A 24,613-nucleotide genomic window follows, 5' to 3' on the forward strand; every position below is an offset into this window, starting at 1 on the left:
AGCACTGCACGACTGAGGTGACAAGTTTTTTGTAAGTGAAAGTAAAGTCGGTAGCGATCGCTCAGCTAACAATTAAATTACTACGATACATTACTAGCTACTGTGCCAGCTTGTTGCAACAGTTCGCACACTTGTGTATCGCTAGTTTGGGGGAATTCGGCGTACCAAGAACCAACACTGTAAAAAGGTGTGGGCGTTTCTACACAGACGATTTCATCAACTTGAGTGGCTAATTCTTGCTGGGTTTCAGGAGAAGCAACTGGCACGGCAACGACAATTGCCGCAGGTTGCTGTAATTGTATTGCTTTCACAGCTGCCCGCATGGTTGCGCCTGTTGCTAGACCATCATCTACTAAAATGACCGTGCGATCGCGTAATTGGGGAAAAGGACGGTTTTGCCGATAGAGCCGTTCGCGTCGCTCTAATTCCTGTTGCTGTCTGGCTGTAACGCGATCGATTTCTGCTTCAGACAAGTGTAGCGTTTCAATAATATCGTAGTTCAGCACTTTTATACTACCAGAGGCGATCGCCCCCATTGCTAATTCTTCTTGCCCGGGGACACCCAACTTACGTACCAGAAACACATCTAAGGGTGCGTGTAATGCTTGTGCTACCTCAAAGGCGACTGGTACACCACCTCTAGGCAATCCTAGTACTAAGACATCGCTACGGTTAGCATAGGCTAATAACCGATCGGCTAGCGCTTGACCTGCTGTAGTTCGATTTTGGAATAACATAACATTCTCCTCTCCCGAAGCTGCATACTTATTAGCTTAGGAGTTATTTATTTCTGCGCGCAGCCGCAAGATGCATCATTTTCTTTGCGTTATGTATTTGCTGTCCACTCTAGCGCTAGGTCGAGCGCGATGAATCTTCTGCGATCGCATTTTCACTCTAAAAGGCTGAAAGTGGTTTTGTCTTTAACCGAAAGTATGAATTTCTTGCCTTCAAGCAAAAACTAACTCGTTCTATTTTAAGGCGATCTCTCAGAAAAAAATTCAGCGCGACCCATAAGCGAGGGAAGAAATCTAGCTCTAATTTTACAATACTCCCTGAATATCTGCTTCGTCTAATAAGACTGTCGTTTCAAAACCTATTCTGCCCATTTCTGGCGGGGTTCCCATCTCCATTTCAACAGTATAAGACCAGCTTCCAGCAGTATGTTTATATTGCTTGATTTTGCCACTACCACCGATAAATCGAACTACGCGATCGCGGCTAAATTTTGGTAGCGCTTGGCGCTTTTCTACCCAATGTTTGCCGTTCATGTTATAAATATCTCCTCAGTTAGTTCTTAATTATTCAATCGGACAGCGATCGGACTTCATATCAGAGTTTATCGGATTGCTAAACTTGTCCTCTGAGCTTGAGCTGTAGGAATTAATTGCCAACCCGCTTTATGTAATTTCTGATAAGTTGCCCATCCTTTTGAGCCACCATCTATTTTGTAGTCGGGAACCGAATATTCAGGACAACTCGTATAAGGTTTCCAAGGTTTATCTGGCGATCGCCGTAGATATAAAACCTTTTCGCTATCAGCACCTAAACTAGAAAACCAACACATTTGACCAGCCATTCCTATATCCTCCTGACTGATAAAAATTCCTGTTCTGTAACCCTTGTAACTAAAACTTTGGCAAATTTATAAAATATTTGGCAAAAAAGTTAGGAGTTACTCTTACAAAACTTATATTGTTAGTTCTAATTCAAATGAAAGCCAATCTCACTCTATCTCTAGTTCAAAAATATCAACACAAGAACGTAGCCGAAAGGATGAGTTTTATGCTTTAGTAACACGTTAATTCGATAACACTTCTTATTATTTGGCAACCTTACTCAACAATTAAACTCTAGACAAACTGTATGAAAATAGTTAACTAGATCGGCGATCGAATAATTTGATTTTAGAGTTACGATGCCCTGTCTAAAAAGTTTGGTGTATTTATATCTCTCTTTTAACCCGCAAATTTAATCCTTCCGAAAGAGTGCATTCAGAGTGAAATACTGTAAAATGCAGTACGGTTAGTTACAAACAACTAATAGCAGCAAGAGTTGATAGAAGCAATAGAGAATGGATTTATTATTAAAATTAACTGGTGCGGGAATAATCTTTTTAACTCTTTTAGATATTTACCTAACTGTACTTTTCCATCGCCTTGGTAGCAGTATCATTAGTATGCCTTTGAACAGAGGTATATGGTGTTTGTTTCGCCTATTAACGCAGATAATCCCTAGTAAAAGCGATCGCCTACTTGCTCATAGTGGCTCTATGATGATAGTTGCTATTTTAGCTGTATGGGCGGCTGCGCTTATAAGTGGTTTTGCTTTAATTATTTTGCCAGAATTAGGTTCTGCGATTCAGGCTAGCGAAGGGCAAACGCCTACTGATTTCATTACCGCACTCTACTATAGTGGGTTCTCTCTCACTACACTAGGCACAGGCGATCTAGTTCCAAAAACAGCTACTTATCGATTACTAACTTTATTAGAAGCAGCGCTGGGATTTTCTAGTTTTACAATTACAATTACCTACTTACTCTCAGTTTATAATGCTTTGATTACCCGCAATACATTTGCTCTCAGCTTATACCATCGCACTGATGGCAAGGGGGATGCAGCGGAGTTATTAGCAAGACTGGGAGCTAGCGGCGAACTCAGTGGGATTCAGCAGGATCTTTCTAATATGGCGAGAGATTTGATTGAGTTACTAGAGCTACAACATTCCTATCCAGTACTAATTTATTTCCGGTTTCGTGAAACGTATTACACCCTACCGCGAGTCATACTCTTAGCAATAGACACGGCAACCCTGATTAAAAGCGCATTGAATGCTGAAAAATATCGTTCTCTATTACACTCTACAGCAGTAGCAGAATTGTGGGGTGGCAGTACACATATTCTCTCCGAACTATCTCAATCGATTCTACCCAAACACCGGATAAAATGCGATCGCCAAATGGAGTTAGTCTGGCGAAAAAGATATTATGATGCACTAGAAAGATTGAGTGCTGAGGGTATAGAAACAACAACAGATCGAGAAGCAGGTGCAGATTTATACGTTGCTTTGCGGCGCAAATGGCAACCCCTGTTAACAACCCTCAGCAATTATTTAGTAGTAGACTTATAACCCAATACGGTTCAGTTAAGCGATCGATCCGCGAAGATCCCCCCTAGCCCCCCTTAAAAAGGGGGGAACAATGCCCCCCTTTTTAAGGGGGGTTGGGGGGATCGTCTTATCTGAATTGTATTAACTTATAACCTACTATCTAAAATATTCCGATTAGTACAGGAATAGTAAATACAACCACCAGCACTACCAGAATGAAAGGCATTAAGTTAACATTATGCGGTTTGTGTGGCTCTACAATTAGATTTTCATCCTCTTCAAATCGAGCTAGGCGAATCGCATCAGAAATTTCTTGAGCATCTTTGACGTGATGCAATGCTTTTTTTTCGCCATTTGGATATTCAAAAATAAAATAAGTTGGAACCTGAATCCAGTCACCTGTAATATCAGGTGCATCTACAGCCATTTGTTGAGCTTTTTCTACTAATGTCTGCGGCTCTTTAGCGATGCGATCGCCTGGATTAACAGTTAAAATTTCGCTCTCGAATGGCTGGTATATTTTAGCTGTCTTTGTCGAAGATTTTTTAAATGTTTTTTGACCGGATTTTTTCAAGTTGAAGCCAACCATAAAATTCTCCTTTTAAGTGAGGAATTATTTCAGTTGTTCGTCAAGCTTGAGGAGTATTCAAATAAGTTATCCGTACTTCGTACCGCTTTGCTAGCAAATGTTTTTCCAAACTAGGATGATACCTTACCAACTTATAGTCAAACTAAAATTATAGCCAAACTAAATTGTTACCCCACAAACTTGAGTGTTTACTAAAGCGAGGCGTTTGAATGAAAAGATTGTTTCAAATTTATTACTAACATTATAAAAAATTGCTGGCGAAACTATATGTTTTCAAACAAAGAATTTATGAATATTGAAAAAACTTTAGATTCACCACCTGCTGCTAACTCTTACGCAGGCAGCCAAGCACAGAAAAGCGATTGCACCACCAATGGCTCCTACATAAGGGATAACGCTTTGTTCTGAGGGAAGGAGCAATCCCGACAGACTTTCTGCCCCAGCTATGCCACCAAAATACATCCCTACGCCAATTCCGGCTTGATGCGGTGGTACTAACATTAGCACAAAAGGAATTGCACCATTCAGCACGAGATTAAAAGCAACTAGTAACCCGAGAATGGCAAGAATCAAAGTCAACCAACTGGGAATAAATACTGCAATTTGTAGCAAGATAGTAGTTGCGATCGCACCTACGCACATAGCACGTCGATTATCTATCCGTAGCGTCCAGTCGGCAGTTGGCGGAGCTGCAAGTGCCAGCATAATTCCTACTCCTACCATCAACCAATTCACGTTATTTATTTCTAGTCGTAGCATCAGCATTTTGGACAGAGTAGCTGTCAAAAACTGTGTTCCCCAAGCGATCGCCATCCCACTTAAAAAAATTAAACTCAAAGCGATTTTGAGCGGTGGAATGTCTGTGCTTTTTTGTTCTATAGCTGCTCTAGCAGTTAAATTTGCCCTTGCCAACGTTTCTGGCAAATTGACATATCTTAAAATAGCTGCCGCACCTAGCAATGAAAACGAACCAATCGCAAAAGCAAAAATAGTATTTAAATTTAACGCTAAATTGTGAGCAACTGGTCTAAAAGCTGTCAATAATCCGGCTACGAGAACTAACAAACTATTAGCTAGCACTAATCCCTCTGGAGGGGCATAATTTCTTAGTAAAGAGATAGCTGGGCTGCGAAATACTGTCATTGCTAAAGCCCAAGCTATCGATACCGCGATCGATACCCAACGAAATTCGCCTACACCCTTGCCAAAAATAACCACAGTTGGAATCGCTATGAAAAGAGTTGATGCTAGAACGATCCCTGCTGCTATGAGCGGAAAACGGCTACCAAACTGCTGTTTATCGCGATCGGACAAGCCTCCCATTAAGGGTTCTAGTACCATTGCCAATCCGTTTTCAACTACGAGTAGAGCAGTAGCAACTAGAGTTGGAAAGTTAAATTCTGTCAGCAATTTGGGCAAATACACGCTATAAATTAACCAAGTTAGCGCGATCGCTCCTTGCAATCCTGCCAATCCCCATACTTGCAACCACAATACTTGTACGGACAGCTCTTCCTCCTGTTTCTCCATGCTCTATATCCTTTGTGTCTCAGTCGTTAGATAAAATTCAACCACCTAAAATTCAACCACCTACAATATTTAAAGACACAAACTCACCAAAGCTTTTTCCGGCTAGATGCACTATTTTGTGGAAAAAATTTGGTAGCGATCGAGATTTTGATGCTCAATTGTTAAAGTCGATCTATCAACAAGGCTATTTCTCTTGTGGGCGATCGCAACTTTATTCTTTAGATATACCGTCTTCCCTCTTTTCTCTCATGGCTATAAAAAGTATTTCATTTAATGAATGAGTTGAATGTTTTTCCAAAAAATAACTTTCTAGAAAACTAAAAAGTAATAAATCGACTCATATTACTCAAATTATTGAACCGAAAATTGAAATTACTATCATTTACTTTAATTACAACTACCAACTACCAACTACCAACTACCAATCACCAATTACCAACTCATTGCTATCGCGGTAGCAATTGGTCTATTCTAGTAAAAGTGTTAAGTTTACGAAATTTTACATACTGCTCCCTGTGCGCTCATGCAATGTATAGTTAACCGCCGCGCTCAATTTTCCGCCAGCCATCGCTATTGGTTGCCAGAGCTGAGCGAAACAGAGAACCAGCAACAATTTGGCTTATGTTCCCGCTTTCCAGGTCACGGACACAACTACGTCTTGTTTGTTTCTCTTCTCGGAGAGTTAGATGAATATGGCATGGTGTTAAACCTGTCTGATGTCAAGCACGTAATAAAGCGAGAAGTGACTAGCCAGCTAGATTTTTCCTATCTCAATGACGTTTGGCAAGAATTTCAGCAAACACTGCCAACAACGGAAAATATCGCCCGTGTCATCTGGCAAAAGCTTGCCTCGCACTTACCGATAGTCAAAATTCAGTTATTTGAACATCCTCAACTTTGGGCAGAATATCAAGGAAATGGCATGGAAGCATACTTAACTATTAGCACTCATTTTAGCGCCGCTCATCGGTTAGCTCATCCCGATCTCAACCAACAAGAGAATACCGAAATTTACGGGAAATGCGCTCGTCCTAACGGTCACGGTCATAATTACCACTTAGAAGTGACTGTAAAGGGGGAAATTCACCCTCGTACGGGCATGATTGTAGATTTGAGTGCATTGAACCAAGCGATCGAAGATTTGGTTATTGAACCACTCGACCATACTTTTCTCAACAAAGATATTGCCTACTTTGCCAAAGTCGTGCCTACGGCAGAAAATATCGCCGTGTATATCTCAAATGTACTGCAACAGCCAGTGCGAGAGTTAGGTGCAGAACTACACAAGGTCAAGTTGATTGAAAGTCCAAATAATTCGTGCGAAGTCTACTGTACTTCAGATGATTCAATCAAGAGCGCGACTAGAGAGCCAGCGTTAGCCGAAGTTTAGAGAAGGCAGAAGGGAGAGGGTAGAAGGAAAAAGCCTTTCAGACACTGATAACTGACAACCGTTTACTGCTTCCAAGCTTGCGGTTGCTGAAAGGCATAGATGTCTGCAATGACTTGTACCCAACCATCAGCGACAGAGGCAAGGATGCGATCGCCTTTTTCTTTTGTCGCTATGGTTGGATCGCCTAAAATTCCTGTCTGCGTCAGATCGCGGGTTGCCCAAGCAAAAGGTAATTTCCCTTCCATTGAAAGCAGACTATTTTCAGGTAAGCCGTGAGGGTATTCTTTCACAGCGGCTTCCATTTTGACTTGTTCTGGTAAAATCGACAGCATCACACTGGTTTCAGCATCACCAGCATGGATACCAAACTCTTTCTCGCGATCGGAAAGTAACTCTCCGGCAATGTGAGGAACTCGCCAGGTAAAAAGTGGAAATACGAGAAAGTCTGCATATTTGACGTGCAAATCCCGTGCAGCAATTTCCATAATTTGAGGTTGTCCACCGTGGGAATTCATCAACACGAATTTGCGAAATCCGGCACGGTAAATACTTTCAGCAACTTCAATTAAAGTTGCAAGTAAAGTTGACACACTTAGGGTAATCGTGCCAGGAAAATGCCAATGTTCGTTCGATTTACCGTAGTACAAGGGTGGTAGAGCATAAGCGGGAATGCGATCGCTTAATTGAAACAAAGCCTTGCCTAAAACTGCCGTACCAATTGCAGCATCTACAATTAACGGTAAATGGGGACCGTGTTGTTCGATCGCTCCTACAGGTTGAATAATCACAACATTTTCTTTATCTGGCATCTTTTGAATGTCAGTCCAAGAAAGATAGGGAAAAAATCTGTTAGGGGGAATGTAACCGTGCATCAGTTGTCAGTTATCATTTATCAGTGAAGAATGGGGTGTAGGGTGTAGGGTGTAGGGTGTGGGGCGTAGGGGTTGAATTGTGACTTGTCTTCCTTGTCTTTCTTATGCCCTCACTCCTCACTCCTCGCTCCTCTAACCAGTAAATCTTCTGCTAAAGCGACTGCGCCCCAAAGTGGTGCTTTATCTCCCAAGGCGGCGGGGACGATCTCGAAGTGGACTTCGGGTAATGCGGTGGCTCGCGCTACACGATGGATAGCATTCCAAAAGCGATCGCCTGCTTTGGTGACGCTACCACCTAAAATAAACCGTTGGGGATTGATGAGGTTGGCGACGTTGCCAATCGTTACTCCCAAAGCCCAACCGGCTGTTTCTAATGCCTCGATCGCAATTTCATCTCCTTGGGTAGCGGCTTGACTGACTGTCAGTCCAGTAATCTCATCAAGGTTATCGTGACAAAGCGATCGCAGCACCTTACCTTTATCTGGATGTAGGTTTAACCGATCTCTAGTCTGTTGGGCGATGTAGGGACCCGAAGCTAGTCTTTCTACACATCCGCGCTTACCGCACAAACAAACAGGTCCAGCGGGATCGACGACGATATGCCCAATTTCCCCTGCCATTCCTTCTATTCCCCGCCAAGGGCGATCGTTGAGAATCCAGCCACCACCTACACCCGTGCTGACAGTGATATAGAGCAAACTGTTATAACCCATCCCCGCACCATAGCGATGTTCGCCCAAAGCTGCAACATTAGCATCGTTGTCCACACTGGCAGGAGCGCCAAATTCTCGCTCTAGGATCTCCTGTAAAGGCATATTCTCCCATCCGCTAACGTGGTGCGATAGTCTGACTGTACCGCTTGCAGCATCTACAGGTCCACCAAAGCTGACACCGATCGCCGATGGTTGTCTACCTGCTAACAGTTTCCGTGCCAAACTAAACATTATTTCTAGATCGGATTGAGCATGAGGATTTAGCGGCGAAAAAGCCTTTTTGTCACTCAGCTGGTGTTTTTCTCCTGAAGCTACCACCGCCGCCGCGTGTTTAGTTCCACCAAAATCTAGCGCCAGAATTAATTTCATTTAGTGGTAATTGGTAGTTGGTAGTTGGTAGTTGTTATTCTCCCCTGCCTCCCCTACTCCCTGCTCCCTACTCCCTCTTTATCGTTTCAATCTCAGCTGAACCGTCATCCTTGAGCCAAGCAATTTGTTGGATGCGGCGCTGGCGGGCGTAGGTGCGGATTTCCTCTGGTTGGCGATCGCCTAAGTCCATTTCGACTCGGATCGCTGGGGTATGGCGTAACTTTTCTGCATAGGCAAAAGCCGCCGCGTAAGCTGCTGGCGATCGAGCGACAACGAGCAGATCGCTCGCAGGTGTGGCTTGCGGTAAGCGATCGGCAGACAGCAAGGCTTGTTGTAAATCTTCCGTGTTCAGGACAAAGCCAATCCCCGGAATCGTTTTACCTTGGGGATGATACAGTCCTAAAAGTTGGTCGTAACGACCTCCTTGTCCTAAAATTTGCGGTTGAGCTATTGTATTGTCGATCGCTGCATTGCCGATGACTTCAAACACGATCCCCGTGTAATAGTCAAAGGTGCGAATCATGCTCAAATCTAGAATGACTGGAAAGTTTTGCGAGTTTTGGTTTGAGTCTACACTAAAGCATCGATTCAAAATCTCAACTAGCGATTTGAGTCGGTGTAAAGCTGCTTGTTGTGGTGCATCTAAACTTAATTTTGTGACTTTTTGCAATACATCTGCGGGATGTCCGCGCAAATCGAGCATCATTAAAGCTCTAGCTCGTAGATCTTCGCTTAAAGGTAGAGTTTCAAGCGTGACGCGATCGAGGTGAGCGATCGCCTGTCGAACGCGATCGCGTCCAGATGCGGGGAAAGGAGCCAATAGCGATTGGGTAATTTCCGCTTCGCCGAGAATCAGCTGCCAGTGGTGTAAGCCCAATTCATTCAAGCACTCAGCTAGGAGCAATAACACTTCAGCGTCAGCCAGTAATCCTTCGCTACCCAGCAACTCCACCCCAGTTTGATAAAACTCCAACTGGCGATTGTGGCTGCTATCGGGCGTGCGGCAAAAGACGTTAGCGTTGTAGTAGAGGCGTTGCGGAAAGGTCGCTCCTGCCATCCGAGTTACAGCAGTGCGAGCGATCGAGGCTGTCAATTCTGGACGCAACCCCAATTCTTCCTCGCGATCCTGAACTTGGATCACCGTCGATCGCTGAATTGCTCCTCCAGCCATCAGCGTATCTAACCGTTCGAGGGTTGAAGTAATGATGCGGTGATAGCCCCAACGATGAAATACCTGCTGCAACCGTTCTTCGACCCAGTGTTTCTGAGCCACATCTAAGGGTAATAAATCTCTTGCTCCCGCAGGCGATTGGTAGACCATTGATTTTTGTTTATTTTTTCTTGCCTCCAAATAGACCGCCAAACATTCCCCCACTTCCAGATGGTTCTGATGGTTTTTTCGACGCAGTTTTAGATGCAGTTTTATCAGAAGTGGCTGTTTGAGTGCCAGCTTTACTCGCCAGCCGATCTAACAGTTGTTTTCCTTCTAGGGCGATCGGATCTTTAGGGTCTAATTGTAGGGCTTTGTTAATATGTACCTTAGCCATAGTAGCCTGATTCTGCTTCAAATAAACCGTGCCAATTAAGCTATGACAGCGACTATTATTTGGCTCTAGTTTCAGCGCGTCTTTTAGCTCTACACTCGCTGGGGCGAAGAGATTCTTTTCCATCAAGGACTGGGCGCGACGAAGATAAGGTTCGGCTGGCGATGGAGGTGACTCTGGCTCAGTTGGGGGAGGCGAAGATGCTGTCGGTCGAGAATGTTGGCTGGGAACCACAGATGGCACAGTCGTTCTAGCAACCATAAACCCAGTACCACCTTTACGCCCTAAGTAGACTAGGTTTAATTCGCTGATTTGACTAATTGTAGGGATAATTCTTTCGAGAGATTCATACTGTTGTTTTGTCACTTCAGCGATCGCTTTTTGATATACCTGGTCGATATCTGTACTGTGTTGAAGTTGGATCGATCGTTCGTTTTTGAGCGAAATGCTAGTTGTATCCTGAGCTAACCGCTTGCCCATCTCCCGCAGCGTCACCATGTATTCAACACGACTGTAATCCTGGGATAATTTTTTATAAGCGGGATTGACAAGCTTGGACAAAATATGATTTGCCGCTTGTTTATCTGAAATACTTTTAGCCGTGCAAGTATCGGGATGCAAGCAGCGAGCAATAATCAGATAGCGTTTGCGAATTTCTTTAAAGTCGGCATCAATTGGAACGCCCAAAATTGCATGGCAATCTGTGAAGTCAAATAAAAATAATCCGCCATCAATCTTAAAAGACATATGTTTTTGTCTCACCTCTGCCTATTGCACGATCGCTGGAATGTGATATTAGCGTGGTTTGGTTATCACCACCGATCTAATAATTCCCAGATTGTGGCTAGGGATTATAATGACTCCAAGTTGATAGTGGTGGCACTTGAAGTAGTTCTTGGCTGAGACTTGGATGAATTAGTCCGTTTGTGGCTAAAATTCTGCCAGTTGCTAAGTCGATTGGGCTACCATCATAGGCACTGACTTGACCCCCTGCTGCTTTGAGAATGGCAATTCCAGCAGCAATATCCCATAGAGAAATTCCCCGTTCCCAGTAGCCATCAACGCGCCCGCTGGCAACATAAGCTAAGTCTAAAGCTGCTGCGCCGCTGCGTCTAACTCCTTGAGTCAGGTGAGTCAAATGACAGAATTCGGCATAGTTATTATCGGCTGTTTCGCGGCGATCGTAGGCGAAACCAGTTACCAGAAGACACTTACTCAGTTCGGCTGTGGTTGAAACGCTTATAGGTTTGCGGTTACAGGTCGCGATCGTCCCTTTTGCCCCTCGGAACAATTCATCACGATAAGGATCGAAAATGACTCCAACCTGTGGAACTCCAGCCACTAATAACCCAATGGAAATGGCGAAACAAGGATATTGATGCGCGAAATTTGTCGTTCCATCTAAAGGATCGATCGCCCAACAAAATTCGCTGTCTGCATTCCCCAGCTTGCCCGATTCTTCCGCTAGAATGGCATGGTCGGGAAAATGCCGCTGTAAGACTTCTAAAACTACTACTTCCGATGCTTTATCGGCAGCAGTGACTAAATCTCCACCCCGTCCTTTTTCTCTAACTTCTTCTAACTTACCTAAATAGCCCAGCAAAACTGCACCCGCAGATAAGGCGGCTTCTGTAGCAATATCTAGGAAGATTTGGAGTTGTCGATCGTTTGTCATTAGTAGTTGGTTGACGGTTAACGGTTGACAGTTGTTGGTTGATTCTTTTCCCCCTCAGCTTCCTCAGCTCTCTTTCCCCCGACTCCCGACCCCGCCATTTGCCGAAATTCAGCCGGGGTTTGCCGCATTGGTTGTTTCACATCCCACACGCCACGCCCGATAATTCTTGCCCAGGCTTGCGCTTTTTCCAAGCGATCGTCATACTTCCGATCGCGCGATCGCCCATCCCACAAAACGTATCCCTCTTTTAGGAGTTGCTCGTTCAACAATTTGCCATTTTGCCACACATAAGCCCACTGTCGCTCAAATTTATCTGGCTGTCCGTCAAGTTCTAAGGTAACTGTCTTCCCGTTGACCATTGCTTCTAACTGCTGTTTAGCTGCTTGTCCCCAAGGCTGTTGCTGGAGATCTGGGGCTTCAATTCCCGAAAGTCTCACCTTGAAAGCCTCCCCTCTACTTATCGCTTCTAGAGTTTGTCCGCTGACTACACGCACAACCTGCGCTTGCATTCCGTTATCGATCGCACGAGACTGACAACCCTGAATAAACAAGAGTGGGAGAAAAAGAAGGGAGACAAGGAAGACACGGGAGAAACTACTACTCACTAACTGATAACTGATAACTGATAACTGATGACTATTCTTCATCCAAAGGCAATCCTGCCCTAACTTTACCTTTGGCAAAATAACGCCCAAATTGCAGTTCGTAAACTTCATCTTCGTCTTGGGTTTCTACTTCCATGTCAGAACGGGCATAGCTGACACATAACAGAGCATAACCGCGATCGCGTAATTCTGGTGAAAGTCCCATTGCTTCTGGCTGATACACTTCTCCTGATAACACTCTGACAGCGCAAGTCGTACAAGCACCATTGCGACAAGAAAATGGTAATTCTACCCCTTGTTGTTCTGCCGAGCGCAAAATGTATTGGTCTGCGGGGACTTCGACAGTATGAATTGTACCGTTGGCGCGATCGTGTATCCGAATTGTGTGTGTCATGGGAAATTTTGAATTTTAGATTTTGGAGCCACTGCCTTGCGGAGGTTTCATCTGCTAAAGCGCGTGACACGATTTTAGATTGGTTTGAAAATATTCTTTTCTATTGTATGATGGGAGATCGCGACACCTGGAGAGGTGGCCGAGTGGTTGAAGGCGCAGCACTGGAAATGCTGTTTGGGGGCAACTTCAACGTGGGTTCGAATCCCACCCTCTCCGTTGAAATTTCATACGTCGATTAAAAGTAGGGGCGCACAACTGTGCGTCCCTACAAATTTACGTTCCACTAGAATTAATCTTTGGTATTACCGCATCAGCCTAGCTGACAACGCCCATTTCTTGTTGTGCTTTGGCTTTAGCAGCTTTGAAGTCGCTAGCCATTTGCTCGCTTTGGTCGCTACTGAGGTTGTTGCGAATTGCGGTAAACATGTCGAACTCTTCTTGACGAATGTGATCGCCAACAGCATCCATCAGTTGCTTAACTTTATCTTTGAACTGTGAATTAGAAGGATCGATCGCTTTAATCTCGTCTAATTTGGTTCTGAATTCAGCTTGCTCGCTGTAGAGTTCTTGAACTTTATCTTCTGGATAGAAAGCACGCACTCTAGGATAGACCACTTCCTCTTCGGCGATCGAATGAGCCAATAGATCTTTGTAGATTTGACCGAAGTACTCTTGGATCTTCTGAGGATTGTCACTCTGCAACAACTCAGTGAACAGTGTATTCACTTTGCTGTGATCTGCACGAATCAGATCTTGGACGTTCATATCCTTCTTATCAGAAGTTTGGGTAACGGCACTACCGACTACGCCAGAGAAAGCAGCAACCGCGTCTTGTACCCGCGCCCATAGCCCTTGATCTGCATCCTTACCAGTCAACTCACGAGTCCCAACTTGCTCTAATATTCCTTTGAGCTGTTCTTGGTGCGCTCTGTTTTCAAAGTTAACTGTATTTAAAGGACCGAACGCTATATCAACATCTGCACCTACGACTTGAGCAGCTTTGTGCAACATGATACCGGTCATTGCTTGTCCGTGTTTGAGCAGTTCGTGCTGAGCGAACTTATCATACAAAGACAATTCAGACCCTTGCATCATTTCCTTGGTCTTTTCGATTAGCTCCTGTGTAGCCTTTCTGGGTTCTCCCTGAATACCATATTGCACGATGACAGTCTCAATAACGCCCAAGTTCTTGCGATCGGAATCGAGCATTTCTTGCAGGCGCTTTTGAATTTCCGAATCGTTGATTTGTCCTAGCAGTGTCTCTTCGTTAGAAATTATTAACTCTTGTAGAGCTTTTACGTCAGCTAGTTTAACCGCAATAGCAGAACGCTTGGTATCGTCTAATGTTACGACCATCTTTTCCAGTTCCTCTCAATATTTTTGTATGTATCGGCTACATCTTTTAGGTTGTCACGCAGATTGCCCAATTCCATCTTTCTTTTGATGGATCGGTAGCATAGTTAGAAAAAACCAGTCAAAAGGTGGAAAAAGGCTCAGAGATACCTAATTAATTTGGCTTATAGGTGATATTTCTTGTCAGGCTTTTTGAAGTGAAAAAATTAAAATTTGTTTAAGGAAGATTTGTCTATTGGCTAAAAATCTACTGATGCCTTGATATAGGTTGACTCAACGTAGAATCTCCTCCACCACAAGACAGATACACAACGTTTGACAAATCGTTAGATTGACTCAAGAGGAGCAAACTAAGGGTATAAGATTCGGATGTCAGAACAACAAGGATTGGGAGAACAAGCGCTGAATAAAGCCGCAGAAATCGGGTTGTCTAGTCAACTCGATGAAGTAGAAAAGTTAAATGTAAACATTAAAACAGATCCGCTCAAAGCATTGCAAGGACAAGTAGACACGGTGGCGATCGCCGGTGAAGGAATGGTGATGCAAAAAGACCTGCGAGTAGAAAAGATGGATATGCAGGTGGATAGCGTTGCCATTAACCCCCTCAGCGCGGCAATGGGTAAAATCGAGCTGACTCAACCAACTCAAGGTAAGGCTCGCGTGGTTTTGACAGCAGCAGATATCAATCGTGCTTTCAACTCCGAGTACATCCGTCAGCAACTGCAAGCCACAAAAATTGATGTTAATGGGCAACAAATGACCGTAGTTCCCCAGCAGGTAGATTTCCAACTACCAGGTGAAGGAAAAGTGTCCTTGAATGCTAACGTCCGTTTGCAGGAAACTAACGAAACAAAGCAAGTGGCTTTTACTGCCGTACCGGAAGTTGCTTCCGGGGGACAAACTGTCACTTTACAAGATGTGCAATATGAAGACGAACAAGCACAATCTCCGGAGTTGACTAAGGCTTTAGTAGATGCAACCAGTGAAATTTTGAATCTGAGCAACTTTGACCTCGAAGGGATCTCTCTCCGTATCAAAAATTTACAGATCGAAGCAGGAAAGATCGCCCTAATTGCAGAGGCTAATGTCACACAAATTCCATCAGCATGACTTGTAATTCGAGGAATTAGGGGTTAGCACTAACCCCTAGCCCCTAACCCCTAACCCCTAACAACTCACTCCTATGGATACACAACAAAAAACAGGAACACCATATCCTGATATTCCCGCACTCGTAGAGAATGACGAGCGCGAATATCGCGACCCTGGTATTCCCAGCACAGTGGCAATAGTAGGTCATCCTCTGCATCCACTGCTTGTCACATTGCCAATCGCTTTTCTCGTTGGGTTAGCTGTAACTGACCTAGTTTATTGGTTGAATAAAGATCCCTTCTGGGCAAGAGCTTCTTTTTGGCTAGTGGTGGCTGGATTTGCTACTACCCTACCAGCAGCAGCTACGGGTTTAATGGATTTTTTGAGAATCGATCGCGTGCGTAAGCGCACAGCTGGTTTAGCGCATTTAGTTCTCAACATTACTATTATTGTCTTAACGGGGATTAACCTCTTACTCCGGCTTAACAATGTAGTAGGGGCTATCTTACCCACAGGCTTGACACTTTCACTCATTACCGCAACACTATTAGGGCTGTCCGGCTGGTATGGTGCAGAGCTAGTTTATCGACATAAAATTGCTGTAATTGGCAACACTAGCCGTTCAGAACCATAGCTAGTAAATTGCATTCCAGGGCTAAAGGTAAGTTAATACAGCGAGTCTAAACAATTTGTGAATTTTGCGTGTCGATGACTGACAGTTGACCGTTAACTGTCAGCCGTCAACTACCATAACAGTCGGTTCATGACTAAAATAGAATCGCTATATGTCAAATTAAATAACCTTTAGTCTTCAACTAAATGCGATCGCCCGCTACTCAAACTGCATACATAATTATTTCCTTGCTCGTCGTTACCACGATGGGCTTTCTTTTTAAGTTTTATACTGGCTTTGCCCAAGAGTGGTTTAATAATTACATAGCCGCAGTGTTTTACGAGATTTTCTGGTGTCTGCTAGCATTTTTATTTTGGCGCAGTAGCAATGCGATCGCTCGAATACCTATATGGGTTTTCACGATCACTTGTGGAATTGAATTTCTGCAATTGTGGCATCCTCCCCTACTAGAAAAAATCCGCTCCACTTTTATAGGAAGAACGCTACTCGGCTCCACCTTTTCTTTATGGGACTTTCCCCATTACGTACTGGGCTGTTTTTTAGGATGGCTGTGGTTGCAGCAATTAAAGGTAAAAGGACATGCAAAAAAGAGTTAAAGTTAAACCAAATTCCAAGCGACAGCAAGCATAGTCACCTTCCACCAAACGGTAAAATTAGGCGATCGCTGACAACTGATAACTAATAACTGTACGAGCGGGTTTAGCAAATAGATTAACCGCTTCAGTAAGTCACTCGGCGCTTCATGCGCGCCCAAACAATAACTGATAACTGTATTCCGTAGGATCGCGTAATCCTCTTAATATTACGGAAAATTAATAGAAAAATCAGTGAATTTAAGGATGCTCGCCTAACTGACACACAGTTAAATATAAAAGTTAAATATGTAAAACAGGAAACTTTGTAAGCTTTAACGCTATAAAAAGTTAGCCTCGCGCTAGAAACTACACGGAAGAATCACCCGATTTTTCATGCATAGGAGTATTTCTTAAATGGTTATCTCGTCCGACAATTTGCTCTTTTCTACTCACTCAAAACCAGGTACGCAAGCAGAATATTCCTTAAAGAAGAAGTATCCCCAAAAGCACGACCATTACAGCTTTGATGACTACTTCCAATTTCAACCGAACACGGGCATTGTCACCGATTGGCACGACCAGCGCCATCTATTTGCCACAGAAGACTTCATTGTAGGATTAATTGAGGGATTGGAAGAAGAAGTCGGTAGCGCTTCTACAGTCTTGATGTACAACATTGGTTTCGAGTGGGGAACCAGGGATGCCAAATTCTTTCAACAGTGGTTTGAGCGGGAATATGGCAAGAACGTCAAAGAAGTCAATTCCCTGTATATGCTAGAAGCATGGTGGTGGCCCTTCACCGCTCAAGGCTGGGGCAACTGGGAAGTCGATATGAGCGACCATAAAAACGGGTTCATGTTCGTCAACATCTTCGATTCTGCCGTAGCTAGAACGTTGGGCGATGTTGGTAAACCAGTTTGTCATATCTATGCGGGATTATTCGCTGGATTCTTCAGCGATCTTGTTAAAAAAACCTTGAGTTGCATTGAAATTCAGTGCTACTCAATGGGAGAAACATACTGTAAATTCCTCTTGGGTACAAAAGACCGAATTGATGCTGCTGCCTTCTGGCACAACGAGGGTGCTACAGCTCGCGATATTGAAAAGCGGCTGCGTCATGGAGAACGGTTAGGATGAGGAATCGAAATGTTTTGCTGTGCCAATCGGTACAGCAATTTTTGCACTCTTGTAACTGGGACGGACAAGAACTTGAGGATGCCGATTACCCGCAACATCAACTCAGCGAGGAATTTCTCTCTTCTTGGGAATGCCTGACAGTTCAACAATTCTTGCGGCTTTGTGGATGGGAAGGAGAACAACAGCCAGTCAAGAACGATTCGCCGATTCCAACGCCACTACAACATCAATCGCCGCAACAGCATTTTACTCCCATCGCCAATCCTCACGCAGCTTGGTTGCGGCTTTCAGTCAAAAAATTCTTCAGCCATTGCAATTGGCAAGGGCGACCAGTTGAGGATGTTAACTGGGGACAATTAGACCCCTATGCTCGGATGAAACAACGAGTTAAAGATTGTTTTGGGTATCTTCCTTGGGAAGGGAATCCAGAAATTGGAACTCTGCCTAGATCGGCAACTAAGCTACCTCCATCTTTAACTCCCGAACCGACCTTCTCAGACTTATCAGATCTATTCTAAAGCTGCAAATTTATGTACCCAGAAATCAGAGCCATACTTGATGATGCTGAAGAACGCTATCTTCGGCTAGAAGAAATTGTTGCTTTAAAGCATCATGTTTCCTCCCTTGCCCAACGCTTGCAAGTTTATGAATTGCTACGGGATAACGAAATTGCTATTTTTCAGCCGATCGCTGACCAACTGCTTGTAACTTTTCCCCAACACAAACAAGAAACCATCGAACGCGCCTTAAAAAATTGGCTGGGAACGCTACGTTACTGCGCGATGGCAATGTTGTTGAATAATCCCATGTTTCTCCAACATCGATTGCTGGAATGGCTGACGGACATCATTCAAGTTCACCAGACACAAGGCATTGATACAACTCTTTATCAGTTCCTCATAACTCGCTTGCCAGAAATTCTGGCTGAGGAACAAATGGCTTTGCTGCAACCGTTCCTAGCTCAAGTGGAACAAGCTGTCATGGGAACTTGTAGTGCAGCCACAGTGCCAGCATAAGCACCACTCGCCAGCATAACTCAATATTAAACAAGCAGAAGCAACAGACGAAATCATGATTACTGTCGCCGATTTAATCAAAGACGAACGCTTACCAGGAAATTATTTTGCCTTTGATGCCTACATTCAGGGTGATTTTGAATCAGGTTTACTGGAAAATCGCCACGGCGATCGCCTCATAGCAATTCCAGATACGCTCATTCAATCGATTTATGCCGCGCTTAACCAAGAAACAGGTCAAGCTTCCGGTGTAGTGCTTGCCAATTGCGGACGCTGGTGGGGCAAAAATTTCTACGCTCGGTTTGTCGAACAAGTTAGCAAGTACTACTCCAAGCCGATCAACGAAATGGAGATGGTTGAGTTTACCCAGTGTCTCAGACAGTGTTGGAAAGCTCATGGCTGGGGAACTTTTGAATTAGATTTGAGCTACTACCAACAAGGATTTTTGGTGGTGAAAACTCAGAATTCTCCCTACGCCAAGCAAGCACCTCAGAGCAAACGACCAGTGTGTCACTTTGAAGCAGGCATTCTCCGCGCTTTCTTCAGCCAACTGACAGGTCGAGAACTCCACTGTCTGCAAACAACCTGCGAATCGTTGGGAGCTGAGTACAATCACTTTGTTCTAGGTTTAGCACAACGAATCAAACCTGCTGAGGCTTGGTTAGAAGAACAGCAAGAGCATGAAATTATCATGCACCGACTTTGCAACAGTTCTAACCAATAAAGACACATCTAAATTGCATCAGAGCAATTGTCAGAAGTATTTAGATGTCAATGCCTCATTTTTGACTTTTGACTTTTAACTTTTGACTTTCTCAACGGTTAATTATTTACAATCGATAGACCGAAAAACATGGCAAAGACTGTCAGACTAGAACCAATCGGTGAAGAAACCTCCATTCAAACGAATGGCAACATCCTATCTGTTCTATTAAAAAACGAACTGAATGTGTTGCATGAGTGTGGCGGTCGAGGGATGTGCGCTACCTGCCATGTTTACATCAAAAGTGGCATGGAAGGCTTATCTTCACCCAGCCGACGCGAACGGCGTACCATTGAAGTGATTACTTCTGCTAACAATAATTCTCGCCTCGCTTGTCAAGCTTTAGTGATTGGTGAAGGTGTAGTCGTTGAATTACCTTCTGGTACGTATGTCAGTGCAATTGATGATATTGAGTCTCTCATCGGCACGCGGGCAGAACAAAATATCCTTCACCCTCTAGACGGTAGAATTCTCGTAGAAGCTGGTAAATTAGTCACTCGTTCGATGATTACTCAACTTCAAGATACTCGTACTGAGGTTGCTGAGTATCTGAATCATGCCAGCGATACCTAAGCGCCATACCATTTTAGATTTTAGATTTTGGATTGTAGAAATATTGCAGCTCGGTAATTTCAGCAATTCATACATAGCAAACCTAAAACTGAATGGTGTTATCACTAATTATTGCCCAGGAGTAGAAAAGTTTATGTTGAGTCAGTTAGCCCGCTTGACCGTAGAAGCGGACGGTCGCTACGCTACTTCAGAAGAACTCCAGTTTCTCAGAGATTACATTGAGTCTCTTGATTCTCGCGTCAGTACATATCAAAAAATTCAAGCTGCTGAGGCAGAAGTTCTCAGTCAGTTAGAGGCAAAGTGGGCTGCTAACGAGAATTTGTTTGGGCAAGGTAATAATAAGCTCAATGTTTCAACCTGCCAACGCGATCTGAAAAATATGATACGTTACACAGCCACAACTGTATTGAGTAGCGACCTCGATCGCTTGCGAGAAAGTTGTTTGCTTTGGTATCAAACTATCGTTCGTGCTTATAAATACGGACATATTGCTAACATCACTTATCCATTACTAAACGAGTTGATGAAACAGTTTCTATCTGCTGAAGAAGCAGCGCTTGCATCTCCAGTTTTAGGACTCAATCAAGTGATTTTGGGTAAAACATAACTGGTAGTTGGCAGTTGATAGTTACTAATGGCTAATTGTTCGTTGCTATTAGCTATTAGCCATTAACCATTACTCATTACCATCTAATTAATTGAAAATTCACAGTAAGTTACTATGCAAGATAATTTCACAGCACCAGCAAATAAATATCCTTGGTTAGAAAAGGTAGAAATCGCATCGGTAGTTGGTTCGATTGGCGGTGCGATCGCTTCTTTGATGCTAAATCAGGCAGCAGTTGCTGCAATTCCGCTCTCTGTCACTGTCGCACTCAATTTAACCAATCGGCGGATACTGTTAGATCATTTAAAACAACACAATCTAGCCACGATCGCTCAAGTACTACAAGAGCAGGTAAAAACTCAATCTAATCTGGAAAGACTGAGTGAAGAATTGGGAACATTTGAGCAACAAACAGAGAAAAAGCATGGTGAAGCTCAAGCTGGAATTAAGTTGTTAGACGAACATCTTCAGCTAACAAATAATAACTTGCAACAAACACGAGAAAACAGCGATCGCAGTCTTGCTCAACTCCAAGAGCAAGATGCAAACATTCAAAATCAGTTACAAACACAACTAGAAATGCTCAACCAGCAGCTAGAGCAGCTCCAGCAACAAACTAATATGCTGGTACAGGAGCAAAACAGCCGTTTGATGAACGAACAAGCTAAGATTGCCAGAACTGTAGATGCTTTGCGCGATATCGAGACTTGTACTCAAAGCTTGCGAATCAATCCAATTTCTGCCAATGCTTTCTTCAATCGTGGTTTGAGTTACCAACGCTTGGGCGATCGTGAAGCAGCAGTTGGTGATTTCACAGAAGCAATTCGAGTTAATCCTCAGTATGCAGAAGCTTTTCAAAGTCGCGGTCTTGCCCATGCCGATCTTGGCGATAAAAAAGCGGCAGTACGGGATTTACGCGAAGCCGCCAGACTATTCTTTGAGAGCGGTGAGATTGATAAATATCAAATTGCTCGCGACCTCGGTAAGAAGTTTCACGATTTAGATTCGCCTAGTGAAGCAGAAGCCCTCACAGAGGTGGCTTACGAAAGCTCAATGGCAGAATCGTTTGAAGACATTGCCTTAGAGTCTTTGTTCTCTTAATTTAGGTCACTTGAGAGGCGATCGCACGGTAACGAAATCCGGTATCGTTGCGATCGCCGCTAGCCATTAAGATATTTTTCACCCTAAAAATCATGAGTGAAACTTTACCAACTTCCTCCAAGTATCATGTTTTAAAACTAGTTGGACAAGGACAATTTGGACGAGTTTACTGTGCCATTGATAAAAAAAATGGTAAGACTGTAGCACTTAAAGAACTCGATCAACAACGTTTTCCCACGAAAAAGTTTCTACGAGAATTACACTTTTTATCTAGCTTACAGCATCCTAATATTATTTCTTTTCAAGGTATAGAGCATATAAAAAATGCAAGATTCCTAGTTATGGATTATTGCGAAGCTGGAACTTTGCGGAATTTCATGCAAAGCGATGACTTTAATCTCATTCACGGTTTGAAATTTATTACAGATATTCTTGCTGGACTAGAACACGCACACACTCGTGGCGTTGTTCACTGCGATATTAAGCCAGAAAATATTTTAATCAGTATAGGTTCTACTAGCTACTTAGCTCGGATTTCTGATTTTGGTTTAGCAAGAGTTTGTCAAGAAATTTCTACAGATAAAATTATTTGTACTGGTTCTCCTGCATATATGGCTCCAGAAAGATTTTACGGTAAATCTTCTCCAGCTTCAGATCTTTATGCCGTTGGAGTCATGCTGTACGAGTTGGTTTTGGGATTTCGTCCTTTTTCAGGAATGCCAGGAGAATTAATGACAGCCCACATGAATCAGGCTGTGGAAATTCCTAGCGCTGTTCCGCTCTTACTACGTTCGACAATCTCCACTGCCATGCAAAAATTCCCTAACAAGCGTTTTCCGTCAGCATCTGAGATGAAGAAGTCAGTTCAATTAGCAATAGAAGTAGAAAAAGTAACGTATGGTAATATTCCCCCTCTAAATCTACCTTCTAATATTCCTTCATTTTCTTATTTAAATAGTACGCAAGCTTAGCAAGCTAGTAAATTATCCAACTGCGATCGCTATATTTTCTATTTAAGAGTTTACTTATCTTTTTTGCAGCGTTACACAACCTTTACTATCAATTAATATCATGAGCTACTTAGTCAAGCCTGGGTTTTCAACTTGCTATTATATTCGGAAACTCCTACTTCAAAATGAAGATGAATTAAAAGCAATCTTGAGTCAAAAAACTGGTTTTTGCTTCAATACGCAAGAAACTTTAGAAAAGCTTCTAAGAGGAATTTATCTAGAAGAAACTATCGAGCAACTTTTACAAACTCTTTATGCCGATACCACTGAAATTTCTACTAAAGTTGAAAAACTAGAAGTTTTAGTAGCCAATCATCAAAGAATTTCTGTAGAAAGTCCCCATAACTATCAAGGATTAGGCGATATTAAACGCCAGATTTTATGGATTTTGGGTTTTAAGCGAGTAGCTGTCAAGATTGAAGATATAGTTCAAGCTCTGATTCAACTAAATGAATATAGTATCAATTACATAGGACGCACGTTGACTGTCAACACGTGGAAATCAACTCGTCCTGATTTTGAATGGCTCAATTTATTTGAGTTCGACCGTTTTGGCAAAATCACCTTTGCCGGACAAGGAAAGGATGTAGCCAATATCGAACAACTCAATTGGATACAAGAATGGATTGTTGGTTACGTCTGTCAAGTCGCTCAGTTCATCCGCGACTTTACAACTACAATTGAATATAAAAAAATTGGTGAATTACCCGAAGGAGTCTTGATTACTCAAGTTACTTCTTACTCTCACTGGGTTGCTGCAAAACCGCGGTCGGCGCAAGTTTGACAGCGATCGGTTATCAGTTATCAGCTGCCATCGACTAAGAAGCAAGTAAGAATGGTTTGGCTAGGACAAAACTAGCGATAGATTTAGCGTCTACTGATTGCCCGGCGAGAATGGCTTGTTCTAGTTCCTGGGGTGACATGAAGACAATTTCTAGATCTTCATCTGCATCTTGACTGGGAGGTACATCTAAGGGAACTAAATCTTGCGCTAAAAAACTATAAATAATTTCATCAGAATAACCAGGGGCGAGAAAAAACTGTCCTAGATTTTGCCATTTCTGAGCGCGATAACCTGTCTCTTCCTCAATTTCTCTTTGAATTGTTTCAAAAGGTGTTTCATTAGGCTCTACAGTCCCAGCCGGGAATTCTAAAATTCTGCCTTGTACGGCAAAGCGATATTGCCGCAATAGAATTAATTTACCTTCTGGAGTCACAGGGACAGCTAAAGCGCCTCCAGGATGGCGGACGCATTCCCAATCGCCTTCAACTTGGTTGGGTAAACGATAGCGATTGACTTCAAAGCTAAATTTACGCCCTTGGTAAAACAGGCGATGTTTGAGCAACTGTGGAGGTTCTTGCATCATATGAGGGAGTAGGGAGTGGCTGGTGGCTGGTGACTGGACTCTTTTCTAGTCACTAGTCACGAATAACTAGTCACTGATAACTGACTCCAGTACAGTCTACAGCTTGGAGTAGCGTGGCGATCGCTTTACCGGATACAGGATCGATCCAATTTGGGGCAATTTCTGCTAGTGGAACGAGAACAAAGGCGCGTTCTCTCATGCGGGGATGAGGAAGGGTAAGGCTAGGAGTGTCGAGAATGAGATCGTCGTACAACAACAAGTCAATGTCAAGCGTTCTCGCCCCCCAGCGTTCTTGGCGCACGCGCCCGAATTTTGCTTCGGTTATCAGTAGAATATCTAACAATGCCTGCGGTGACAGTTGAACTTGAAGCACTGCACAACCATTAATATAATCTGGCTGTGGTGGTCCTACTGCTTTTGTGCGATACCAGCTAGACTTTGACACAATTGCAATCTCAGGTAAATCTGACAAAGTTGCTAAAGCAGCCTCTACAATAGCCAAAGAATCACCAAGATTACTTCCCAGGGCGATCGCGCAATTAGTAATTGGTAGTTGGTAGTTGGTAGTTGGTAGTTGGTAGTTGGTCACTGATAACTG

At 43.4% G+C, this 24,613-nt stretch carries 30 protein-coding genes, 1 tRNA gene and 1 pseudogene; 16 read left to right on the forward strand and 16 right to left on the reverse strand.

What is annotated here, in order from left to right; genetic code table 11:
* Nucleotides 1-80: 80 nt before the first annotated feature.
* From QH73_RS01700 to QH73_RS01710, 3 genes are all read right to left on the reverse strand, one after another.
* Nucleotides 81-737: a phosphoribosyltransferase gene (locus tag QH73_RS01700; RefSeq protein WP_039714986.1), complete on the reverse strand. Its 657-nt coding sequence runs from the start codon at nucleotides 735-737 to the stop codon at nucleotides 81-83.
* A 303-nt stretch (nucleotides 738-1,040) separates the two neighbouring features.
* Nucleotides 1,041-1,268, reverse strand: a complete 228-nt coding sequence (locus tag QH73_RS01705; RefSeq protein ID WP_039714987.1) for a hypothetical protein — start codon at nucleotides 1,266-1,268, stop codon at nucleotides 1,041-1,043.
* 68 nt (nucleotides 1,269-1,336) lie between these two features.
* Nucleotides 1,337-1,576, reverse strand: a complete 240-nt coding sequence (locus tag QH73_RS01710) for a hypothetical protein (protein WP_132866477.1) — start codon at nucleotides 1,574-1,576, stop codon at nucleotides 1,337-1,339.
* A 495-nt stretch (nucleotides 1,577-2,071) separates the two neighbouring features.
* Here QH73_RS01710 and QH73_RS01715 point away from each other — a divergent pair, with 495 nt between their 5' ends.
* Nucleotides 2,072-3,127 (forward strand): potassium channel family protein, encoded by a 1,056-nt coding sequence (locus QH73_RS01715; protein ID WP_039714988.1) that lies wholly within the window; start codon nucleotides 2,072-2,074, stop codon nucleotides 3,125-3,127.
* 238 nt (nucleotides 3,128-3,365) lie between these two features.
* Here QH73_RS01715 and QH73_RS01720 read toward each other — a convergent pair.
* Nucleotides 3,366-3,624: pseudogene (locus QH73_RS01720) on the reverse strand (hypothetical protein); the annotation flags it as partial.
* A 383-nt stretch (nucleotides 3,625-4,007) separates the two neighbouring features.
* A complete protein-coding gene (locus QH73_RS01725; RefSeq protein WP_039714989.1) occupies nucleotides 4,008-5,225 on the reverse strand; it encodes an MFS transporter in 1,218 nt (405 codons plus the stop codon).
* Between the two features lie 14 nt (nucleotides 5,226-5,239).
* Between QH73_RS01725 and QH73_RS01730 the strand changes: the two genes are divergently transcribed.
* Both QH73_RS01730 and QH73_RS01735 read left to right on the forward strand, forming a co-directional pair.
* Nucleotides 5,240-5,506, forward strand: coding sequence for a hypothetical protein (locus QH73_RS01730; RefSeq protein WP_132866479.1), 267 nt, complete (start codon nucleotides 5,240-5,242; stop codon nucleotides 5,504-5,506).
* A 242-nt stretch (nucleotides 5,507-5,748) separates the two neighbouring features.
* Nucleotides 5,749-6,615: a 6-carboxytetrahydropterin synthase gene (locus QH73_RS01735; protein ID WP_039714990.1), complete on the forward strand. Its 867-nt coding sequence runs from the start codon at nucleotides 5,749-5,751 to the stop codon at nucleotides 6,613-6,615.
* 62 nt (nucleotides 6,616-6,677) lie between these two features.
* Here the strand turns inward: QH73_RS01735 and QH73_RS01740 are convergent, their stop codons facing one another.
* The 7 genes from QH73_RS01740 to QH73_RS01770 all read right to left on the reverse strand — a co-directional run bounded on the left by QH73_RS01740 (nucleotide 6,678) and on the right by QH73_RS01770 (nucleotide 12,787).
* Nucleotides 6,678-7,487: a creatininase family protein gene (locus tag QH73_RS01740; RefSeq protein ID WP_039714991.1), complete on the reverse strand. Its 810-nt coding sequence runs from the start codon at nucleotides 7,485-7,487 to the stop codon at nucleotides 6,678-6,680.
* Between the two features lie 110 nt (nucleotides 7,488-7,597).
* Nucleotides 7,598-8,569 (reverse strand): ROK family protein, encoded by a 972-nt coding sequence (locus QH73_RS01745; RefSeq protein ID WP_039714992.1) that lies wholly within the window; start codon nucleotides 8,567-8,569, stop codon nucleotides 7,598-7,600.
* Nucleotides 8,570-8,636: 67 nt separating this feature from the next.
* The gene (locus tag QH73_RS01750) at nucleotides 8,637-9,890 is read right to left on the reverse strand and encodes an ATP phosphoribosyltransferase regulatory subunit (RefSeq protein WP_039714993.1); all 1,254 of its coding nucleotides are present in this window, start codon (nucleotides 9,888-9,890) and stop codon (nucleotides 8,637-8,639) included.
* A 10-nt stretch (nucleotides 9,891-9,900) separates the two neighbouring features.
* The gene (locus QH73_RS01755; RefSeq protein WP_039714994.1) at nucleotides 9,901-10,860 is read right to left on the reverse strand and encodes a J domain-containing protein; all 960 of its coding nucleotides are present in this window, start codon (nucleotides 10,858-10,860) and stop codon (nucleotides 9,901-9,903) included.
* A gap of 97 nt (nucleotides 10,861-10,957) precedes the next feature.
* Nucleotides 10,958-11,788 carry an inositol monophosphatase family protein gene (locus QH73_RS01760; RefSeq protein ID WP_039714995.1) on the reverse strand — a complete coding sequence of 277 codons (831 nt, stop codon included), beginning with the start codon at nucleotides 11,786-11,788 and terminating at the stop codon, nucleotides 10,958-10,960.
* A 17-nt stretch (nucleotides 11,789-11,805) separates the two neighbouring features.
* Nucleotides 11,806-12,435 (reverse strand): thermonuclease family protein, encoded by a 630-nt coding sequence (locus QH73_RS01765; RefSeq protein WP_063777326.1) that lies wholly within the window; start codon nucleotides 12,433-12,435, stop codon nucleotides 11,806-11,808.
* Nucleotides 12,425-12,787 carry a 2Fe-2S iron-sulfur cluster-binding protein gene (locus tag QH73_RS01770; RefSeq protein ID WP_039714996.1) on the reverse strand — a complete coding sequence of 121 codons (363 nt, stop codon included), beginning with the start codon at nucleotides 12,785-12,787 and terminating at the stop codon, nucleotides 12,425-12,427. Before QH73_RS01770 ends, QH73_RS01765 begins: the two co-directional genes overlap by 11 nt.
* Before the next feature lie 129 nt (nucleotides 12,788-12,916).
* Here QH73_RS01770 and QH73_RS01775 point away from each other — a divergent pair.
* A tRNA-Ser gene (locus QH73_RS01775) sits at nucleotides 12,917-13,003 on the forward strand.
* Nucleotides 13,004-13,102: 99 nt separating this feature from the next.
* On the opposite strand, the gene QH73_RS01780 is transcribed toward QH73_RS01775, so the two are convergent.
* Nucleotides 13,103-14,143, reverse strand: a complete 1,041-nt coding sequence (locus tag QH73_RS01780) for a hemerythrin domain-containing protein (RefSeq protein WP_039714997.1) — start codon at nucleotides 14,141-14,143, stop codon at nucleotides 13,103-13,105.
* A gap of 366 nt (nucleotides 14,144-14,509) precedes the next feature.
* Here QH73_RS01780 and QH73_RS01785 point away from each other — a divergent pair, with 366 nt between their 5' ends.
* The 3 genes from QH73_RS01785 to QH73_RS01795 all read left to right on the forward strand — a co-directional run bounded on the left by QH73_RS01785 (nucleotide 14,510) and on the right by QH73_RS01795 (nucleotide 16,462).
* Nucleotides 14,510-15,250 carry an LmeA family phospholipid-binding protein gene (locus QH73_RS01785; RefSeq protein WP_039714998.1) on the forward strand — a complete coding sequence of 247 codons (741 nt, stop codon included), beginning with the start codon at nucleotides 14,510-14,512 and terminating at the stop codon, nucleotides 15,248-15,250.
* 73 nt (nucleotides 15,251-15,323) lie between these two features.
* Complete coding sequence (locus tag QH73_RS01790; protein WP_039714999.1) at nucleotides 15,324-15,866, forward strand: DUF2231 domain-containing protein; 543 nt, start codon at nucleotides 15,324-15,326, stop codon at nucleotides 15,864-15,866.
* Nucleotides 15,867-16,051: 185 nt separating this feature from the next.
* A complete protein-coding gene (locus QH73_RS01795) occupies nucleotides 16,052-16,462 on the forward strand; it encodes a ribosomal maturation YjgA family protein (RefSeq protein WP_039715000.1) in 411 nt (136 codons plus the stop codon).
* A gap of 2 nt (nucleotides 16,463-16,464) precedes the next feature.
* Here the strand turns inward: QH73_RS01795 and QH73_RS27980 are convergent, their stop codons facing one another.
* Nucleotides 16,465-16,620, reverse strand: a complete 156-nt coding sequence (locus tag QH73_RS27980) for a hypothetical protein (RefSeq protein WP_236146870.1) — start codon at nucleotides 16,618-16,620, stop codon at nucleotides 16,465-16,467.
* Nucleotides 16,621-16,855: 235 nt separating this feature from the next.
* On the opposite strand from QH73_RS27980, the gene QH73_RS01800 reads away from it, so the two are divergent.
* From QH73_RS01800 to QH73_RS01840, 9 genes are all read left to right on the forward strand, one after another.
* Complete coding sequence (locus tag QH73_RS01800; RefSeq protein WP_039715001.1) at nucleotides 16,856-17,578, forward strand: V4R domain-containing protein; 723 nt, start codon at nucleotides 16,856-16,858, stop codon at nucleotides 17,576-17,578.
* The gene (locus QH73_RS01805) at nucleotides 17,575-18,096 is read left to right on the forward strand and encodes a hypothetical protein (RefSeq protein ID WP_039715002.1); all 522 of its coding nucleotides are present in this window, start codon (nucleotides 17,575-17,577) and stop codon (nucleotides 18,094-18,096) included. The genes QH73_RS01800 and QH73_RS01805 overlap by 4 nt, the downstream gene beginning before the upstream one ends.
* Before the next feature lie 12 nt (nucleotides 18,097-18,108).
* A complete protein-coding gene (locus QH73_RS01810) occupies nucleotides 18,109-18,594 on the forward strand; it encodes a bilin-binding protein (protein ID WP_039715003.1) in 486 nt (161 codons plus the stop codon).
* A 55-nt stretch (nucleotides 18,595-18,649) separates the two neighbouring features.
* On the forward strand, nucleotides 18,650-19,318 hold the full coding sequence (locus QH73_RS01815; RefSeq protein WP_039715004.1) for a V4R domain-containing protein: 669 nt from the start codon (nucleotides 18,650-18,652) through the stop codon (nucleotides 19,316-19,318).
* A 129-nt stretch (nucleotides 19,319-19,447) separates the two neighbouring features.
* The gene (locus QH73_RS01820; RefSeq protein ID WP_039715005.1) at nucleotides 19,448-19,930 is read left to right on the forward strand and encodes a 2Fe-2S iron-sulfur cluster-binding protein; all 483 of its coding nucleotides are present in this window, start codon (nucleotides 19,448-19,450) and stop codon (nucleotides 19,928-19,930) included.
* Nucleotides 19,914-20,537, forward strand: coding sequence for a bilin-binding protein (locus QH73_RS01825; protein ID WP_201277922.1), 624 nt, complete (start codon nucleotides 19,914-19,916; stop codon nucleotides 20,535-20,537). The genes QH73_RS01820 and QH73_RS01825 overlap by 17 nt, the downstream gene beginning before the upstream one ends.
* Before the next feature lie 114 nt (nucleotides 20,538-20,651).
* The gene (locus QH73_RS01830; protein ID WP_052289954.1) at nucleotides 20,652-21,638 is read left to right on the forward strand and encodes a tetratricopeptide repeat protein; all 987 of its coding nucleotides are present in this window, start codon (nucleotides 20,652-20,654) and stop codon (nucleotides 21,636-21,638) included.
* Nucleotides 21,639-21,730: 92 nt separating this feature from the next.
* Nucleotides 21,731-22,609 (forward strand): serine/threonine-protein kinase, encoded by an 879-nt coding sequence (locus QH73_RS01835; protein ID WP_039715007.1) that lies wholly within the window; start codon nucleotides 21,731-21,733, stop codon nucleotides 22,607-22,609.
* 100 nt (nucleotides 22,610-22,709) lie between these two features.
* Nucleotides 22,710-23,432, forward strand: a complete 723-nt coding sequence (locus QH73_RS01840; protein WP_039715008.1) for a hypothetical protein — start codon at nucleotides 22,710-22,712, stop codon at nucleotides 23,430-23,432.
* A 34-nt stretch (nucleotides 23,433-23,466) separates the two neighbouring features.
* On the opposite strand, the gene QH73_RS01845 is transcribed toward QH73_RS01840, so the two are convergent.
* Both QH73_RS01845 and folK read right to left on the reverse strand, forming a co-directional pair.
* Nucleotides 23,467-24,015, reverse strand: coding sequence for an NUDIX hydrolase (locus QH73_RS01845; protein WP_039715009.1), 549 nt, complete (start codon nucleotides 24,013-24,015; stop codon nucleotides 23,467-23,469).
* 70 nt (nucleotides 24,016-24,085) lie between these two features.
* Nucleotides 24,086-24,604, reverse strand: coding sequence for a 2-amino-4-hydroxy-6-hydroxymethyldihydropteridine diphosphokinase (folK, locus tag QH73_RS01850; RefSeq protein WP_309476428.1), 519 nt, complete (start codon nucleotides 24,602-24,604; stop codon nucleotides 24,086-24,088).
* Nucleotides 24,605-24,613: the final 9 nt, after the last annotated feature.

Source organism: Scytonema millei VB511283 (genome assembly GCF_000817735.3).
Taxonomy (GTDB): domain Bacteria; phylum Cyanobacteriota; class Cyanobacteriia; order Cyanobacteriales; family Chroococcidiopsidaceae; genus Chroococcidiopsis; species Chroococcidiopsis millei_B.

Bases quoted from the DNA above. Each gene is read 5' to 3' on its own strand.
- QH73_RS01700 (WP_039714986.1), bottom strand. From the start codon at position 737: ATGTTATTCCAAAATCGAACTACAGCAGGTCAAGCGCTAGCCGATCGG.
- QH73_RS01705 (WP_039714987.1), bottom strand. From the start codon at position 1,268: ATGAACGGCAAACATTGGGTAGAAAAGCGCCAAGCGCTACCAAAATTT.
- QH73_RS01710 (WP_132866477.1), bottom strand. From the start codon at position 1,576: ATGGCTGGTCAAATGTGTTGGTTTTCTAGTTTAGGTGCTGATAGCGAA.
- QH73_RS01715 (WP_039714988.1), top strand. From the start codon at position 2,072: ATGGATTTATTATTAAAATTAACTGGTGCGGGAATAATCTTTTTAACT.
- QH73_RS01725 (WP_039714989.1), bottom strand. From the start codon at position 5,225: ATGGAGAAACAGGAGGAAGAGCTGTCCGTACAAGTATTGTGGTTGCAA.
- QH73_RS01735 (WP_039714990.1), top strand. From the start codon at position 5,749: ATGCAATGTATAGTTAACCGCCGCGCTCAATTTTCCGCCAGCCATCGC.
- QH73_RS01740 (WP_039714991.1), bottom strand. From the start codon at position 7,487: ATGCACGGTTACATTCCCCCTAACAGATTTTTTCCCTATCTTTCTTGG.
- QH73_RS01745 (WP_039714992.1), bottom strand. From the start codon at position 8,569: ATGAAATTAATTCTGGCGCTAGATTTTGGTGGAACTAAACACGCGGCG.
- QH73_RS01750 (WP_039714993.1), bottom strand. From the start codon at position 9,890: ATGGTCTACCAATCGCCTGCGGGAGCAAGAGATTTATTACCCTTAGAT.
- QH73_RS01755 (WP_039714994.1), bottom strand. From the start codon at position 10,860: ATGTCTTTTAAGATTGATGGCGGATTATTTTTATTTGACTTCACAGAT.
- QH73_RS01760 (WP_039714995.1), bottom strand. From the start codon at position 11,788: ATGACAAACGATCGACAACTCCAAATCTTCCTAGATATTGCTACAGAA.
- QH73_RS01765 (WP_063777326.1), bottom strand. From the start codon at position 12,435: ATGAAGAATAGTCATCAGTTATCAGTTATCAGTTATCAGTTAGTGAGT.
- QH73_RS01770 (WP_039714996.1), bottom strand. From the start codon at position 12,787: ATGACACACACAATTCGGATACACGATCGCGCCAACGGTACAATTCAT.
- QH73_RS01780 (WP_039714997.1), bottom strand. From the start codon at position 14,143: ATGGTCGTAACATTAGACGATACCAAGCGTTCTGCTATTGCGGTTAAA.
- QH73_RS01785 (WP_039714998.1), top strand. From the start codon at position 14,510: ATGTCAGAACAACAAGGATTGGGAGAACAAGCGCTGAATAAAGCCGCA.
- QH73_RS01790 (WP_039714999.1), top strand. From the start codon at position 15,324: ATGGATACACAACAAAAAACAGGAACACCATATCCTGATATTCCCGCA.
- QH73_RS01795 (WP_039715000.1), top strand. From the start codon at position 16,052: ATGCGATCGCCCGCTACTCAAACTGCATACATAATTATTTCCTTGCTC.
- QH73_RS01800 (WP_039715001.1), top strand. From the start codon at position 16,856: ATGGTTATCTCGTCCGACAATTTGCTCTTTTCTACTCACTCAAAACCA.
- QH73_RS01805 (WP_039715002.1), top strand. From the start codon at position 17,575: ATGAGGAATCGAAATGTTTTGCTGTGCCAATCGGTACAGCAATTTTTG.
- QH73_RS01810 (WP_039715003.1), top strand. From the start codon at position 18,109: ATGTACCCAGAAATCAGAGCCATACTTGATGATGCTGAAGAACGCTAT.
- QH73_RS01815 (WP_039715004.1), top strand. From the start codon at position 18,650: ATGATTACTGTCGCCGATTTAATCAAAGACGAACGCTTACCAGGAAAT.
- QH73_RS01820 (WP_039715005.1), top strand. From the start codon at position 19,448: ATGGCAAAGACTGTCAGACTAGAACCAATCGGTGAAGAAACCTCCATT.
- QH73_RS01825 (WP_201277922.1), top strand. From the start codon at position 19,914: ATGCCAGCGATACCTAAGCGCCATACCATTTTAGATTTTAGATTTTGG.
- QH73_RS01830 (WP_052289954.1), top strand. From the start codon at position 20,652: ATGCAAGATAATTTCACAGCACCAGCAAATAAATATCCTTGGTTAGAA.
- QH73_RS01835 (WP_039715007.1), top strand. From the start codon at position 21,731: ATGAGTGAAACTTTACCAACTTCCTCCAAGTATCATGTTTTAAAACTA.
- QH73_RS01840 (WP_039715008.1), top strand. From the start codon at position 22,710: ATGAGCTACTTAGTCAAGCCTGGGTTTTCAACTTGCTATTATATTCGG.
- QH73_RS01845 (WP_039715009.1), bottom strand. From the start codon at position 24,015: ATGATGCAAGAACCTCCACAGTTGCTCAAACATCGCCTGTTTTACCAA.